This window comes from Sphingobacterium litopenaei, from assembly GCF_014692495.1.
Taxonomy (GTDB): Bacteria; Bacteroidota; Bacteroidia; order Sphingobacteriales; family Sphingobacteriaceae; genus Sphingobacterium; species Sphingobacterium litopenaei.
In genome coordinates, this window is sequence record NZ_JACOIJ010000054.1 from 1 (window position 1) to 13,712 (window position 13,712).

General features: G+C 34.2%; 14 protein-coding genes and 1 tRNA gene. 7 read left to right on the forward strand and 8 right to left on the reverse strand.

The window, feature by feature from the left end:
- Positions 1-274: 274 nt before the first annotated feature.
- On the reverse strand, positions 275-1,144 hold the full coding sequence (locus tag H8B04_RS16135) for an AraC family transcriptional regulator (protein WP_223815474.1): 870 nt from the start codon (positions 1,142-1,144) through the stop codon (positions 275-277).
- Positions 1,145-1,659: 515 nt separating this feature from the next.
- Between H8B04_RS16135 and H8B04_RS16140 the strand changes: the two genes are divergently transcribed.
- Positions 1,660-2,328: a hypothetical protein gene (locus H8B04_RS16140; protein WP_190303007.1), complete on the forward strand. Its 669-nt coding sequence runs from the start codon at positions 1,660-1,662 to the stop codon at positions 2,326-2,328.
- A 392-nt stretch (positions 2,329-2,720) separates the two neighbouring features.
- On the opposite strand, the gene H8B04_RS16145 is transcribed toward H8B04_RS16140, so the two are convergent.
- A tRNA-Met gene (locus H8B04_RS16145) sits at positions 2,721-2,794 on the reverse strand.
- Between the two features lie 241 nt (positions 2,795-3,035).
- On the opposite strand from H8B04_RS16145, the gene H8B04_RS16150 reads away from it, so the two are divergent.
- The 4 genes from H8B04_RS16150 to H8B04_RS16165 all read left to right on the forward strand — a co-directional run bounded on the left by H8B04_RS16150 (position 3,036) and on the right by H8B04_RS16165 (position 7,724).
- Positions 3,036-3,413: an START-like domain-containing protein gene (locus H8B04_RS16150; protein WP_165292453.1), complete on the forward strand. Its 378-nt coding sequence runs from the start codon at positions 3,036-3,038 to the stop codon at positions 3,411-3,413.
- A 63-nt stretch (positions 3,414-3,476) separates the two neighbouring features.
- Positions 3,477-4,934 (forward strand): LptF/LptG family permease, encoded by a 1,458-nt coding sequence (locus H8B04_RS16155; protein ID WP_165292454.1) that lies wholly within the window; start codon positions 3,477-3,479, stop codon positions 4,932-4,934.
- Positions 4,935-5,006: 72 nt separating this feature from the next.
- Positions 5,007-6,221, forward strand: a complete 1,215-nt coding sequence (locus tag H8B04_RS16160; RefSeq protein ID WP_165292455.1) for a bifunctional 3,4-dihydroxy-2-butanone-4-phosphate synthase/GTP cyclohydrolase II — start codon at positions 5,007-5,009, stop codon at positions 6,219-6,221.
- A 72-nt stretch (positions 6,222-6,293) separates the two neighbouring features.
- Positions 6,294-7,724 carry an NAD-dependent succinate-semialdehyde dehydrogenase gene (locus H8B04_RS16165; RefSeq protein WP_190303008.1) on the forward strand — a complete coding sequence of 477 codons (1,431 nt, stop codon included), beginning with the start codon at positions 6,294-6,296 and terminating at the stop codon, positions 7,722-7,724.
- A gap of 45 nt (positions 7,725-7,769) precedes the next feature.
- Here H8B04_RS16165 and H8B04_RS16170 read toward each other — a convergent pair whose 3' ends face one another.
- From H8B04_RS16170 to H8B04_RS16195, 6 genes are all read right to left on the reverse strand, one after another.
- Complete coding sequence (locus H8B04_RS16170) at positions 7,770-8,519, reverse strand: DUF4476 domain-containing protein (RefSeq protein WP_190303009.1); 750 nt, start codon at positions 8,517-8,519, stop codon at positions 7,770-7,772.
- Between the two features lie 79 nt (positions 8,520-8,598).
- The gene (gene hemJ / locus H8B04_RS16175) at positions 8,599-9,150 is read right to left on the reverse strand and encodes a protoporphyrinogen oxidase HemJ (protein WP_190303010.1); all 552 of its coding nucleotides are present in this window, start codon (positions 9,148-9,150) and stop codon (positions 8,599-8,601) included.
- Positions 9,151-9,254: 104 nt separating this feature from the next.
- Positions 9,255-10,292 (reverse strand): uroporphyrinogen decarboxylase, encoded by a 1,038-nt coding sequence (hemE, locus tag H8B04_RS16180; RefSeq protein WP_190303011.1) that lies wholly within the window; start codon positions 10,290-10,292, stop codon positions 9,255-9,257.
- Between the two features lie 7 nt (positions 10,293-10,299).
- Positions 10,300-10,815: a tetratricopeptide repeat protein gene (locus H8B04_RS16185; protein ID WP_165292460.1), complete on the reverse strand. Its 516-nt coding sequence runs from the start codon at positions 10,813-10,815 to the stop codon at positions 10,300-10,302.
- Positions 10,816-10,824: 9 nt separating this feature from the next.
- Positions 10,825-11,535 (reverse strand): response regulator transcription factor, encoded by a 711-nt coding sequence (locus H8B04_RS16190; RefSeq protein ID WP_165292461.1) that lies wholly within the window; start codon positions 11,533-11,535, stop codon positions 10,825-10,827.
- Positions 11,525-12,400 (reverse strand): sensor histidine kinase, encoded by an 876-nt coding sequence (locus H8B04_RS16195; RefSeq protein ID WP_190303012.1) that lies wholly within the window; start codon positions 12,398-12,400, stop codon positions 11,525-11,527. Before H8B04_RS16195 ends, H8B04_RS16190 begins: the two co-directional genes overlap by 11 nt.
- A gap of 119 nt (positions 12,401-12,519) precedes the next feature.
- Between H8B04_RS16195 and H8B04_RS16200 the strand changes: the two genes are divergently transcribed.
- Both H8B04_RS16200 and H8B04_RS17545 read left to right on the forward strand, forming a co-directional pair.
- Positions 12,520-13,221: a YjjG family noncanonical pyrimidine nucleotidase gene (locus H8B04_RS16200; protein WP_190303014.1), complete on the forward strand. Its 702-nt coding sequence runs from the start codon at positions 12,520-12,522 to the stop codon at positions 13,219-13,221.
- A gap of 318 nt (positions 13,222-13,539) precedes the next feature.
- On the forward strand, positions 13,540-13,712 hold a 173-nt coding region (locus H8B04_RS17545), incomplete at its 3' end, for a DUF4372 domain-containing protein (protein ID WP_190303013.1).

Here is a 13,712-nt window from a genome sequence, read left to right on the forward strand (position 1 = left end):
GTGAACTTTATCCGCTTGAATATATTCGTGAAAATTGACCTCTGGAAATGGGCTAATGATCCATTCTTTTCAGGTAAACCTCCTGACAAAATTGGGCAATTTAAACTATTCTAAAAGTAATATAGAGAGTATAATTTGACTTTAAAACAGAAAACTTATCTAGAAACTAGATAAGGAGGTATATTATATGTCTAAAATTTTTATTTAGGACACTTGTGTCAACATGATTTAAAAAGGTTAAAATGGTTAATTATATGGTAATTTTGATAAATTTTTAATCAAATTTCTTCTTTCTAAAATTATTAGGCGTCAGACCAGTATTCCGCTTGAAAAATTTTGTAAAATTTGTTGGATCGGTAAACCCTAAATTGTATCCTACTTCCTGAATATGCAAATTGCTTACTTTTAATAATCTCTTAGCTTCCAATAGTAACACCTCTTCTATAATATCTTTCGGTGTTTTATGAAAAACAAGTTTGGTAGCCTTTTGTAAAGTGCTTTTGGAAATCTTTAATTTGCTACAGAAATATTCTACATTATTTTTTACAGATAAGTCTTTTTCAACGAGTACTTTAAATTTTAATGCCAAATTCTTTTCAGCGATGAAAATTTCATTCCTTTCTAGTCTACTATATTCTCTTTCTAATGAGTTTAACAAAACAGAAATCAATTGTTGTAGAATTATACTAGGTCTATCCTTAAAAGTTTCTACTTCTGATGTAATTAAATCTATCAAGCAATAAAAATTTGGTTTTCTATCGGAAGAAATAGTAAGCTTTCCTTTCTGACACAAAATCATCAATAGAGAGTAATTACCTACTACAAAATCTTGTTCACTATTGACGTGAAAAAATTCTTCCATTAAATAGATCATTTTTCCTTTCACACGTCGGGGTGTCAAACAATAAAAAACTTGTCCTGGCGATAATAACAACACATCACCTTCTTTTAAATCGTATACTTTAAAATCAACAACATATTGAGTCTGACCTGAAGTGATAAAAATTAAAGTATAACAATTAATTTTAAAGGTTTGACTATAATCTAATTCCATCAAAGCCACAAAATCCTCTATAGCTAAAACATTGAATTTTAGAGCGGGCAGTATTTGGACAGAATCTGAGTATGGTCTGGTTTCACTCATGATATATATTATTAATTGATAAATTAAGACAAGAGGAAAAATCTTTTAGAAGGCTTTAATTTCTCGACTTGTTTTTCATAGACAATACAATAATATCATTTCAATAAACTCTAACATAGAGTTTAACTCAGCAAACTTGAGTTTGTAGTATTCTCGCTACAAACTTCACATCGACTTAACGTTATAGTGTAAAAATAAAACTTATAGTTAATTAATGAAATTATAAAAAAGTCAAATATTTTTGATTTTCAATAATAAAACATTGATTTACAACATAATCTAATAAGAGCATTTTTAGAATATTGGAATATTTTGGATAGAAAGCATAGCTCGAAAATTAGCTATAAGCACAAAAAAGCTTCAAGTTTCCTTGAAGTTTGTCCTAATTTTAATATGATTTTTAGCTATACATCTAGCAAGTATCGAAACTATTATTTTAAATAGTTACAAATTAATTCTACCTCTTGAAATAACATTTATTAACTTTTTATATTAGAATTTCTAATTGAACACTTATGACCAATTCAAGAAACTTCTTTGAAAAATGTACTCTTAGTTCATCATTTTGTGATTTAGCATTTCGCGATTATATAAGTGCTAGACTTATTCTCAATAATCAATTAGTATTACAAAGTCTAACTCTTGCAAGCACAGCTGGAGAAAAATACTTGAAAGCAATAATCATTTTTAACCTAAATAAACCCGAATGGATCAACTATCATTTTGACAACTTCAGTAAACTCAAAAAACTATTAATCAAGGTTGAGTTTGAAATGATAAATGAATTTGACTCTGTATTCATTGACGTTTTAATAAAAGCTTTTAAAATAAGATATTATGATAGACTTGAGAAGGATATTACAATAGGAATATATTTAAATCAATTCATTGGAGAATTAGACTTTGTCGTGTATAATTTAGAAACATACATATCAAGAAAACAATTTAATGGGCAAAAAATTTCACCTTATTGGAGAGCAGTTGAATCTAAAGACCCAAAGCTATATGATGAGAATTACATTTTAAATGGAGAAGAGAAGGAAAAATTCATGGAAAAACTAGGATATGCTTTTTCAGTCCATATAAAGAAAGGGGAATTTACTCTGATTGAAAGAAGTTGTTTAAGTGAATCGATATCGGTTAAATATGATGGTCAGTTGAACATTTTTGATGAATTCTTATGATGAGAAGGAAGAAGACGTATTTAATTATTTTATTAAACTTATAAGCCTCTTTAATTTGCTCGCCTTCCTGCGAGTTGAGCGAAGGTCGTTGAAGAGAAATGCGCAAGCATGATTCAACGATATCTATGAAATAGACGAAGACTGTTGGCGGTATTTTTGAAGTGTAGGTAAAGCCTAGATAAAAGACCTTGTCTTTAAATCTTTTCCTTGAACAAGGATTGGTTCTGTGTACATTTTTAAAAATTCTGTCTCGCTCGTGTCTCGCTTAGAATTTTCATACAATGATGAAGAGTTTTCTAATGCTTTAGATATTCTTCTCAGAACATCCAAAAACAGCCTTAAGAAGGCTATAAACACAAAAAAGCTTCAAGTTTCCTTGAAGCTTTTTGTAGTAGCGGGGAGCAGGATCGAACTGCCGACCTCAGGGTTATGAATCCTGCGCTCTAACCATCTGAGCTACCCCGCCGTTTCGGTGATGCAAATATAGCAACATCATTTCACTTTACAAGTATTTTTTTCATTTTTATTGATGAAAAATCATCCTTTAGAGCTTAAAAAACGCCCAAATCGTTAAAAATGAATGCGCTATATAAATTTAAAATAATGGATTTTATAAAATTTCTTTTCGACACTATACAATTAAAATAAAAATATGTATACTTACAGAAATCAATGATTAAATAAACTTAAAAAACATAAGCAGAGATATGTCAGAAAAAACAAAAATTCAACTTGAATATATGATTAATTCTTCTCCGCGCATTCTGTACCCTTTTCTCGTGGAGCCAAATGAATTGGCTCAATGGTTTGCTGATGATGTGAATTATCATGACGGAATCTATGAATTCATTTGGGATAATGAATCTCATCGCGCGAAGATTGCTGCTGTAAAAGAAAACAAATCCGTTAAATTTAAATGGTTGGACGACGAGCCCAATTATTTTGAGTTGGAAATCAACCAAGATGAGTTGACCAACGACGTATCTTTATCCATCGTTGACTTTGTTAAAGATGAAGATTTGGAAGAAAGAAAAAAAATCTGGAACAACTCAATTAGCTATTTACAAAGTGTAATTGGTGCATAAAAATTACGTATCTTTGTATCCAATCTTATTCTTATATAATGCATTTGGATAAGTGAAGTTTACATGAAAAAGATACATATCTTAATATTACAAGCATTCATTAGACCATTCATTGTCACATTCTGTATTGTGATGTTTGTTCTGCTGATGCTTTTTTTGTTTAAATACATCGACGACCTAATAGGTAAAGGTCTAGAATGGCACGTTATTCTCGAATTAATCGGATACCAATGTGCGGTTCAACTCTCCATGGCTTTGCCGCTTTCTATGTTACTTTCTTCTATTATGACCTTTGGTAATTTGGGAGAAAGCTATGAATTAGTCGCCATCAAAGCAGCAGGGGTTTCATTACGTAAGGCGATGGCTCCGCTATTTATTTTGGTCGGCATATTTGCAGGTTCTTCCTTTTTATTTTCGGATTATACTTTACCAGTAGTGAATTTGAAAATGGGCTCTTTACTTTGGGATGTAACAAAGAAAAAAGCGGATTTCTTAATCAAACCTGGTATTTTCAATAGTTCTATTCCGAATTATTCTATTCGAGCAAAAAACAAATCCAAAGACGGAAAAGAACTGTATAATTTAACTATTTATAATCAAACTAATGGTTCTTCAGGAAGCAATGTGCTTATGGCCGACACAGGTTATATGTACAATTCCCGTGACCAAAATTACCTGATCTTGAAACTTATTAACGGAGTACAATATCAAGATTCCAGAAAACAAAACGCTACTAATTACGATCCGCGCCAACAGTTTACACGTTTCTATTTCAGAGAGACTGAAACAAAATTTGACATGTCTGCATTTGACATGAAACGTACCGATGAAAATCTTTTCAAAGGTCACCATCAGATGATGAATTTGAGACAGCTCAAATTAAAATCGGATACAACTCAAATGCAAATTGATAGTATTGCTCTAGCTAATGCTGCAGAACTAAAATCGCATGTGCTATTTACTTCTCCGTACTATAATACTGGAGCAATGCAGCGTGCCAAGATTAAAGATACTACAGATATTATCAGCTATATTCCACTTGAAAATAGAAGATCTGTAATTAATAGTGCTATTAGTAGTTTACAGATGTTCCGTGATGCTACATTTATTAGAGGAAGCACATACAAAGAATTAGTTGATAAAGACATCAAGTACGATGTAGAATGGCATCGTAAATTTACACTAGCTGTGTCGTGTTTACTTCTTTTCGCCATCGGCGCACCTCTTGGCGCTATCGTACGTAAAGGAGGTTTGGGAGCACCTGTAGTGATGTCTATTATATTTTTCTTAATATACCATATCATTTCTACTGTAGCTGAAAAATCTGCAAAAGATGGCGCTATAACACCATTTTGGGGCATGTGGATGGCTATCATCGTGTTGGCACCGCTTGCCGCATTTTTGACTTATAAGTCTACGACAGACTCCACCCTATTTGACTCGGCGCAATATAAGCTTAAAGCCGAACGTGCATGGGAATGGGTGAAGAGTAAATTTGGAGGTAAAAAATTAAGAGCCTGATTCCGAATTTGACTTTGTCCTTATACTAAATTCATAAAATCTTATTTACTTAGCGAAAAATATCATATATCGATGGATATAAAATTAAACACCATAGAAGAAGCTATTGAAGACATTAAAGCAGGGAAAGTAATCATTGTGGTGGATGATGAAGACCGTGAAAATGAAGGTGATTTCGTAACAGCCGCGCGCAATGCTACGCCTGAAGTTATTAACTTTATGGCTACTCATGGTAGAGGATTGGTTTGTGCTCCTTTGACAAGAGAACGCTGTGAAGAATTGAACCTACATCCTATGGTAGGGCAAAACACAGCAGTTTATGAAACAAACTTTACAGTATCGGTAGACCTTCAGGGTTATGGCTGTACGACAGGTATTTCTGCTTCGGACCGTTCAAAAACTATTAAAGCATTAATTGATCCTAATATAAAACCAGAAGAATTAGGTCGTCCTGGACATATTTTTCCATTAATCGCCATGGATGGTGGTGTATTGAGACGTACTGGACATACGGAAGCATCAGTAGATTTAGCGCGATTAGCAGGATTCGAACCTGCAGGTGTTTTGGTGGAAATATTAAAAGATGATGGCGAAATGGCTAGACTTCCCGACTTAATAGAAGTAGCAAAACGCTTTGATCTTAAAATTATCAGTATCGAGGATTTAATCGAATACCGATTAAAACACGACACGTTGATTAAAGAAGAAGTATCTGTACATATGCCTACTGAATTTGGTGACTTCAAAATGAAAGCTTTCACTCAAAAGAATTCAGGCGAACAGCATTTGGCAATTTATAAAGGTGAGTGGCAAGAAGACGAGCCTGTGTTGGTACGTGTACACAGTTCTTGTGTGACTGGAGATATATTTGGATCATGTCGTTGTGATTGTGGACCACAATTGCACAAAGCGATGGAAATGATCGAAAAAGAAGGTAAAGGTGTTATTGTATACATGAACCAAGAAGGCCGTGGTATAGGTTTAATTAACAAACTGCACGCTTACAAATTACAAGAAGACGGAGTGGATACTGTAGACGCTAATATTCAATTAGGCTTCAAAGCTGACCTAAGAGATTATGGTGTCGGTGCGCAAATCTTACGTTATATGGGTGTAACTAAAATGCGCTTGATGTCCAATAACCCTACTAAACGTGCTGGACTGATTGGTTATGGTTTAGAAATCGTAGACAATGTACCTATCGAGATCACACCTAATCCTTTCAACGAGGAATATCTAAAAACTAAAAGAGATCGAATGGGTCATACCATTTTGAAAAACTTATAATAAATAAAAGAGGATAATATCCTCTTTTTGTTTTTACAGCAAACTTTACCATTTATTGAACGTTTGTAAAACATGAAGAATAGTCTATTTATACAAGAAGCCTATCTTAATGGGGAATTTATTTCAAGTGAAAACACATTTGAAATCATTAACCCTTCAACAAATAAAAGTATAGGTACCCTTCCTAATCTAACAGTTGAAGATTGTAAAAAAGTAATAGAATCCGCTCATGAAGCTTGGCTATCTTGGAAAAATACTCCTGTCGGAGACCGCTGTGCTATTGTTCGTAAAATATATGAGCTAACAATTCAGCACAAACAAGAGCTAGCTGAAATAATGACGCTAGAGTCTGGTAAGCCGTTGTCAGAATCCTTAGGTGAAGTAGACTATGGTAATGCTTTTGTGGAATGGTTTGCGGAAGAAGGAAAACGTTCCTATGGCGAAACTATTCCTTCTATGAATGGAACAACACGCATTTCTACTATTAAGCAAGGTGTAGGAGTAGTTGCAGCTATTACGCCTTGGAATTTCCCTTTAGCCATGATTTCGCGCAAATTAGCTCCTGCTTTAATGGCTGGTTGTACGATGGTGTTGAAGCCAGCTTCTCAAACACCTTTTACAGCTATTGCCTTAGCAAAAATATGTGAAATGGCAGGTGTGCCAAAAGGCGTATTTTCAGTGGTTACTAGTAAAGACAGCAAAGGATTAGGAAAAGAATTAGCGACCAATCCATTGGTTCGCAAATTGACTTTTACAGGCTCTACAGAGGTAGGAAGCACCTTAATGGCTCAAGCAGCAGAAACTATCAAACGTGTTTCTTTTGAACTGGGGGGCAATGCTCCATTCCTTGTGTTCGATGATGCAGATATTGATGCAGCAGTCAAAGGTGCTGTTGCAGGCAAATTCCGTAATGCAGGACAAACTTGTGTTTCTATCAATAGATTCTTTGTTCAGGAATCCGTGTACGAAGAGTTTTCTCAAAAATTAGCACAAGCTGTTAAGAATCTTATAGTAGCTGATGGCTTAGCAAAAAACAGCCAAGTTGGACCTTTAATCAATGCGAGTGCGGTAAAAAAAGTAACGCAACACGTAGAAGATGCAGTAAGTAAAGGTGCAAAAATTCTTACTGGAGGAAAACTAATAGAAGGAAACTTCTTCGCTCCTACAGTGATGACTGATGTTTCTGACGATGCTTTGATTCAATCTGAAGAAACGTTTGGTCCTATCTGTGCTTTATTCAAATATAAAACAGAAGAAGAAGCCATACAAAAAGCCAATGATACACCTTTTGGGTTAGCAGCATATTTTTACAGTGAAAATGTCCGCCGTTGCCAACGTGTAGGTGAAGCATTAGAGGCGGGAATGATTGGCATAAATACAGGATTGATTTCCAATGCTTCAGCACCTTTCGGAGGTATCAAACAATCTGGAATTGGTCGGGAAGGCTCTAAATACGGACTGGACGAATATATGGAAATAAAATATTTGTGCTACGGCATATAATTCGAAGGCGTAATATATAAATTATATTACGCCCTCAGTTTTTTATTATCTACGATTGGATTTTGCAATATAATCTATCAGATTATTTCTCGAAGAAGAGAAAGAAAATATCGCAGTCAATTTATGATAATTTTGTGTATCAATGCAAATATTATAGCATTTCTTAGCGACACTTAACTTTCCATCATCAAATGAAAATTGTTTCATAATAGCTTCAATTTGACTAACAGATAAGTGGATATCAGGGCTCATGGCATCTAAAAATTTCAACTTATCACTATCAAAAGATTGATTCTTTAAACTTTTGATAAAATCCGCAAAGTCTTTGTCAGAATAGGTAATAAAGTCATAACCAGGCTGCCTGTGACTAAAAATTAATTGATTAGGTTTTCCATAAACATACGCACCAACATCATCAAAATTAGGATGAGCAAAATCACCTGCTGGAAAAAGACTCCATAAAATTAATTTTGCAGTACCTTCTTTAGAAACATTATAGGATACATTTAAAAAATAACCATTTTCACTATATAAATCTACTACCTTCTCTGTAGCTACTCTTCTTCCTCTACGACTCATCTCCAATCGTATAGTCACAGAGCGTTTATATATTTCCTCTATCCTTATTGCATTAGTGGGAGTTTGATTATAGGGAACATTATCCACATATAGAACAAAAGGTTCATTTTCGGATAAAACAGATAACACTGCAGATTTCTCTTTTCTAAGTTGAGCCTTAGAAAGGCTTATTCCCAAAAGAAAGAATAAGGTAAAAAGTAAAAAGATTTTTTTCATAAATTAAGTTTATGCATATATGAGCATAAAAATCTTAAAAGGTTTAATAAAACCTAAGTTTTTAACCACATTGATAAGATTAATCTACCTTCTCTCCTTTTGACTTTCTATATTTTTTATAGACTTTAATCAAAACCATCAACAAGATTGCCAATCCTAATAATCCTACCACGCCAAAAATCCAATTAAAGGTCGATTTTAAGATTACTAAGAAAACTATCGCAAATAAGATAATAGTAGAAACTTCATTCCACATACGCAACTGTCCAGATGTCCAAGTAGACTTGTCATCACGTAAGCGGTACATGATTTGTTGGGATTTGAAATGATAAAAGATCAACCCGACCACAAAGGCTAATTTAATCTGCATCCAACCCATAGTAAGTAAAGCAGGATTGAAATGTAACATAACTAAAGCGGCTGCAACAGTAATATACATCGCTGGAGTAGTGATTACCCACCACAATCTATTTTCCATGATAGTAAACTGCTTGTGCAATATGTCGTATGCTTCCTGACCTTTATCTTTTGCTTCTGTATGGTAGATAAACAAGCGAGGCATATAAAATAAACCCGCCATCCAGCAGACTACAAATATAATGTGAATGGCTTTTGCGTATAAGTATATCATTGCGTAGTATTATCCTTCAAAATTATAAAATATAACCCGAATACCTTAAAAATAATAAAGAGCAAAGTATTCCTTTGCTCCTTAACATAAAAAATCAATATTCGTTAATATCTAAATTCTTTAATCGTGTCAATCGCGAATTTAACATGGTCAAACCGCATATCTGGAGAAATACCATGACCTAAGTTGCAAATAAACCCTGCTTCACCACGCATTCTTTCGAACAACTCATGAATTTTCTTTTTGATAACAGGTTTATCCGCATACATAATAAATGGATCCAAATTTCCTTGAACCGCCATAACCTCAGGCAATGATTTTTTCAGATTTAACAAATCTGCATTCCAGTCTACCGAAATTACATCTGGTTTTGACTCCACGATTAATGGCGCAAATACCGAAGCTCCTTTAGCGAAGGATATAACAGGAACAGTACGTTTTAGGTTATCCAAAATATACTTATTGTAATTGTGTGAGAAATCTCTGTAATCATTCCATGATAAAGCCGCAGCCCAACTATCAAACAACTGGACAGCATTCACACCCGCCTCAATTTGCATATTTAAATACGCAATAGTTAGGTCGGCAATCTTTTGCAAGATTAGGTGAGCTAATTCAGGCTCATTGTTCAACATCAATTTCGTGCGTTTGAAATCACGAGTTGAACCACCTTCTACCAAATAACTTAAAATCGTGAAAGGAGCACCTGCAAAACCAATCAAAGGAATAGAACCGTTAAGACGGTTTTGAATTTCTTTGATCGCATCAGCTACATATTGCAATTTGTCAATACTTTCTGCGCCTGCTAATTTTTGAGCATCAGCAAGCGAACGAACAGGATTTGAAAAACGAGGACCTACACCTTGTTCAAATGAAAGATCTCCTCCCATTGCTTCAGCAGTCACCAAAATATCCGAAAATAAAATTGCTGCATCAATCCCCAACAAATCCACTGGCAACATGGTTACATCCGCTGCAATTTCAGGAGTTTTACACATCTCCAAGAACGTGTATTTATTTTTAATCTCCCAATATTCCGGCATGAAACGTCCTGCTTGACGCATAAACCATACTGGAGGTCTTTCCGTTTGCTGCGACAAGGCAGCTTTAATAAACAAATCGTTTTGTAAAGTCGTACTCACTATGCTCTTATTTATATTTTTCTGTTTCGTTTTTAATTTTTTGAACTATATCTTTCTGTCTTTCCGTAAGGGCCAATTTATCGGTTACAGCCAGATAAGCCTCAGTTCTTTCGTAATCCTTTTTACGTAAATTGATATTTGCAAGATTAATTAATACCATCGCCTTTTCATGATCCTTACGCCAAGGTAAGCGTGAAGCCAACTGAAAATGATATTCCGCTTCTTCAATCTTATTCTCTTTCAAGGCGATATTTCCCATCATGAACTCATAGAAGTTTCTTCTTCCCTTACGTAAATGATCTGGATTTTTAATTTGCGCCAAAAGCTCTTTTGTTCTCTCGTAATCCTGCTTATGAAAGGCTTGGGTAGCCAGAAAAACTGTGCCATCACGATACTCGCTCCACACGATATAACCTATTAATCCCAGAATATAAACACAGTAATTGTAATATCCTGAAACTACACAATAAGCCAACGCAATTACAGCTACAGCTATAATAATCAATCGAATTCTAGTATTCATTATAACGTTCTATGCCTCGCCGTTGTCGGTGAATTTATAACCTACTCCACGGATAGAATGGAAATAGATAGGATGTTTTTGATCTGGCTCGAAATATTTTCGGAATGTCAAGATGAAATTATCGATAGTACGCGTAGAAGGATACACATCGTAATTCCACACTGTTTCCAAAATCTGCTCCCGCGAAACAGCTTCATTACGACGTTCAATCAACAATTTCAATAGCATTGTCTCTTTCTTTGTCAAAGAAGTAATCGTTCCATCTGCCTGGTGTAATTCAAAAGAATTGAAATAAATTGTTTTATCGCCAATAGTGTACGAATTCAATTCTTTCAAATCTTCTGGCTTCATTCCACGACGTATTAAGTTGCCAACACGAAGAATCAACTCTTCCAAATTAAATGGTTTCACCAAATAATCGTCTGCACCTTTTTTCAAACCTGTAATGCGATCTTCACTGCTATTTTTAGCAGTTAAGAACATAATAGGCACTTCTGTATTTTGCAAACGAATAGTTTCAGCAACCTGGAAACCATCAATCTCAGGAATCATGACATCCAGTATAATCAGGTTGAAACGCTCTTCTTTGAAGATCTTAAGCGCTTTTTTTCCATCTGTAGCTGTAGTTACACGGTAACCTTCTAATTCTAAATTAAGTTTGATAGCTTCCAACAAATGTTCTTCGTCTTCGACTAATAGTATTCTTTGTTTAGCTTGCATAATTTTCAAAAATTACTTCAAAAATACTACCTGAAGGCTGATTTTCCTTCACTCTAATCGTAGCATTATGTTTTTGTAAAACGGTTTTTACTATATATAACCCCAAACCAGTTCCTTTGGTTTTGCGGGTCGATTCATTTCCAACGCGGTAGAATTTATTAAAAATAAGTCTTTTTTCGTCTTCTGCAATACCTTGCCCATGATCTGCTACCGTAAACACTAAATCGTTATCCTTTTTATGCAATTTCACTTCTACAGTAGCACATGGCGGCGAATATTTTATAGCATTCTCCACCAGGTTATTCACCACATTGGTTATTGCAAATTTGTCAGCATGTAAGATAATATTCGGTTCTACATCTCCACGCAGCATTTCTGTTTTGCATGAATTCTTTTGCAATCTATCTAACACCTCATGCACTAATGACGAAAAATCAAAATCTTCTTTCGGAAGATTAAAGCTTCTATTCTCGAGTTTAGTTGCTAACAGCACATTTTCCACCAGATAGTCCAATCTTTCTATATCTTTCAACGAGTTCGATAAGAAAGACTTTTGTTGCTCACGATCCAAGTCTCTTTTTAGAATGGTTTGTAAATAAAGTTTTACTGAAGCCAATGGCGACTTCAATTCATGCGTCACTGACAACAGGAAATTATGTTGTTGCTGTGAATAATTTCGTTCTTTTTCCAAGTGGTTTTTCAGGCGTATAATACCCAAAATAAAGATGAGAATAAAAATCATCCCCTCTCCTATGATCATACCTTTACGATCAGGAACATATTTGATAAACATATATCCCCAAGCGAATAATTGGCAGATGGCGTAAAACGCTAATACATAAAACCAAAATAGAGCTCTTCTCATATCTTTTATTTCAACAAAAATACTCAAATATCACAGCATTATAAAACCGCTCACTTTTTATGACACTAAGAAGAAAAACCCAATTCATAGGCTTAGCAATACATTTTATATCTTTGCATATGTTTCAGGATAAAAAAGATATTTTCTTCGATTTAGACCATACGATTTGGGATTTTGACCGCAATGCTCAGGAAACCTTACATGAATTATATTATGTATATAAATTCGATGAGCTTTTCAACAGACCTAATTCGGATGAATTCATTGAAACATACACGATCAACAATCACCGCGTATGGGAATTGTATCACCACGGCAAAATTGACAAACCTACGTTGCGCAAATTACGATTTGCCGATACCTTCAGCCAATTGGGTGTTGATCCAGAACTTTTTCCAGTGGATTTTGAAGAGGAATATTTAAAAATCTGTCCAACAAAGACTAATCTGTTCCCAAATGCAATTGAAACATTAGAATATCTTCAAAATAGATATTCATTACATCTTATTTCTAACGGTTTTAAAGAATCCTGCGAAACTAAACTGAATCATAGTGATCTCCGCAAATATTTCAAAACCATTGTTATATCCGAAGTTTTTGGTGTAAACAAACCTGATCCTCGTATTTTTGATTATGCTGTAAATAACGGCGAAGCCCAAAAAGAAAAATCTATTATGATTGGTGACAATCTCGACGCCGATATACGCGGCGCACTGAATGCAGGGTTAGATGCTATATATTTTAATGTATTAGGTGCAGAAAAACCAGCAGATGTACCCCATATGATCGTTGATTTAAAAGAATTGCAACATATATTTTAATGCTTAATATATAATTTTCTTTTCTTGTTTACTGTTGCAGCAATCTTTTAAACTTTGCAGTACACTTTCTTATCCAGAATAAGAATATTCTTATATCTCAAATAAACAGCTCCTATTAGATAATAACCTTGCTACTTAACTCACCTATACAAGTGATTTTGTAAAATAATAATTTGAAAGAAAGTATAAATTAGTAGTTTACGTCATAATTCACACAAGAAAATTATGGACAGTAGTGTCCAAAATAAGGAAAAAAATGGCGGTGTATTTATATAGCAGGGATTGCTATATTTAATTCGCTAAAATTCCATCACCGCCATGGTAAATATAAACGTATTTTCTCAGATATTAGGACTAGTAGATTGCAATATTTTTAACAAATTAGTTCAACAATATCAGTCCGATAAACACCATAAAGGAATTAATAGTTGGACACACTTTGTAAGTATGCTTTTCTGCCATCTTTCCTCTGCTGATTCCGTTCGTGATAT

Excerpts from the sequence above, each read along its gene's own strand:
- H8B04_RS16170 (WP_190303009.1), bottom strand. The coding sequence starts at position 8,519 with ATGAAAAAAATCTTTTTACTTTTTACCTTATTCTTTCTTTTGGGAATA.
- H8B04_RS16190 (WP_165292461.1), bottom strand. The coding sequence starts at position 11,535 with ATGCAAGCTAAACAAAGAATACTATTAGTCGAAGACGAAGAACATTTG.
- H8B04_RS16150 (WP_165292453.1), top strand. The coding sequence starts at position 3,036 with ATGTCAGAAAAAACAAAAATTCAACTTGAATATATGATTAATTCTTCT.
- H8B04_RS16165 (WP_190303008.1), top strand. The coding sequence starts at position 6,294 with ATGAAGAATAGTCTATTTATACAAGAAGCCTATCTTAATGGGGAATTT.
- H8B04_RS16185 (WP_165292460.1), bottom strand. The coding sequence starts at position 10,815 with ATGAATACTAGAATTCGATTGATTATTATAGCTGTAGCTGTAATTGCG.
- H8B04_RS16195 (WP_190303012.1), bottom strand. The coding sequence starts at position 12,400 with ATGAGAAGAGCTCTATTTTGGTTTTATGTATTAGCGTTTTACGCCATC.
- H8B04_RS16160 (WP_165292455.1), top strand. The coding sequence starts at position 5,007 with ATGGATATAAAATTAAACACCATAGAAGAAGCTATTGAAGACATTAAA.
- H8B04_RS16155 (WP_165292454.1), top strand. The coding sequence starts at position 3,477 with ATGAAAAAGATACATATCTTAATATTACAAGCATTCATTAGACCATTC.
- H8B04_RS16140 (WP_190303007.1), top strand. The coding sequence starts at position 1,660 with ATGACCAATTCAAGAAACTTCTTTGAAAAATGTACTCTTAGTTCATCA.
- H8B04_RS16135 (WP_223815474.1), bottom strand. The coding sequence starts at position 1,144 with ATGAGTGAAACCAGACCATACTCAGATTCTGTCCAAATACTGCCCGCT.
- hemJ (WP_190303010.1), bottom strand. The coding sequence starts at position 9,150 with ATGATATACTTATACGCAAAAGCCATTCACATTATATTTGTAGTCTGC.
- H8B04_RS16200 (WP_190303014.1), top strand. The coding sequence starts at position 12,520 with ATGTTTCAGGATAAAAAAGATATTTTCTTCGATTTAGACCATACGATT.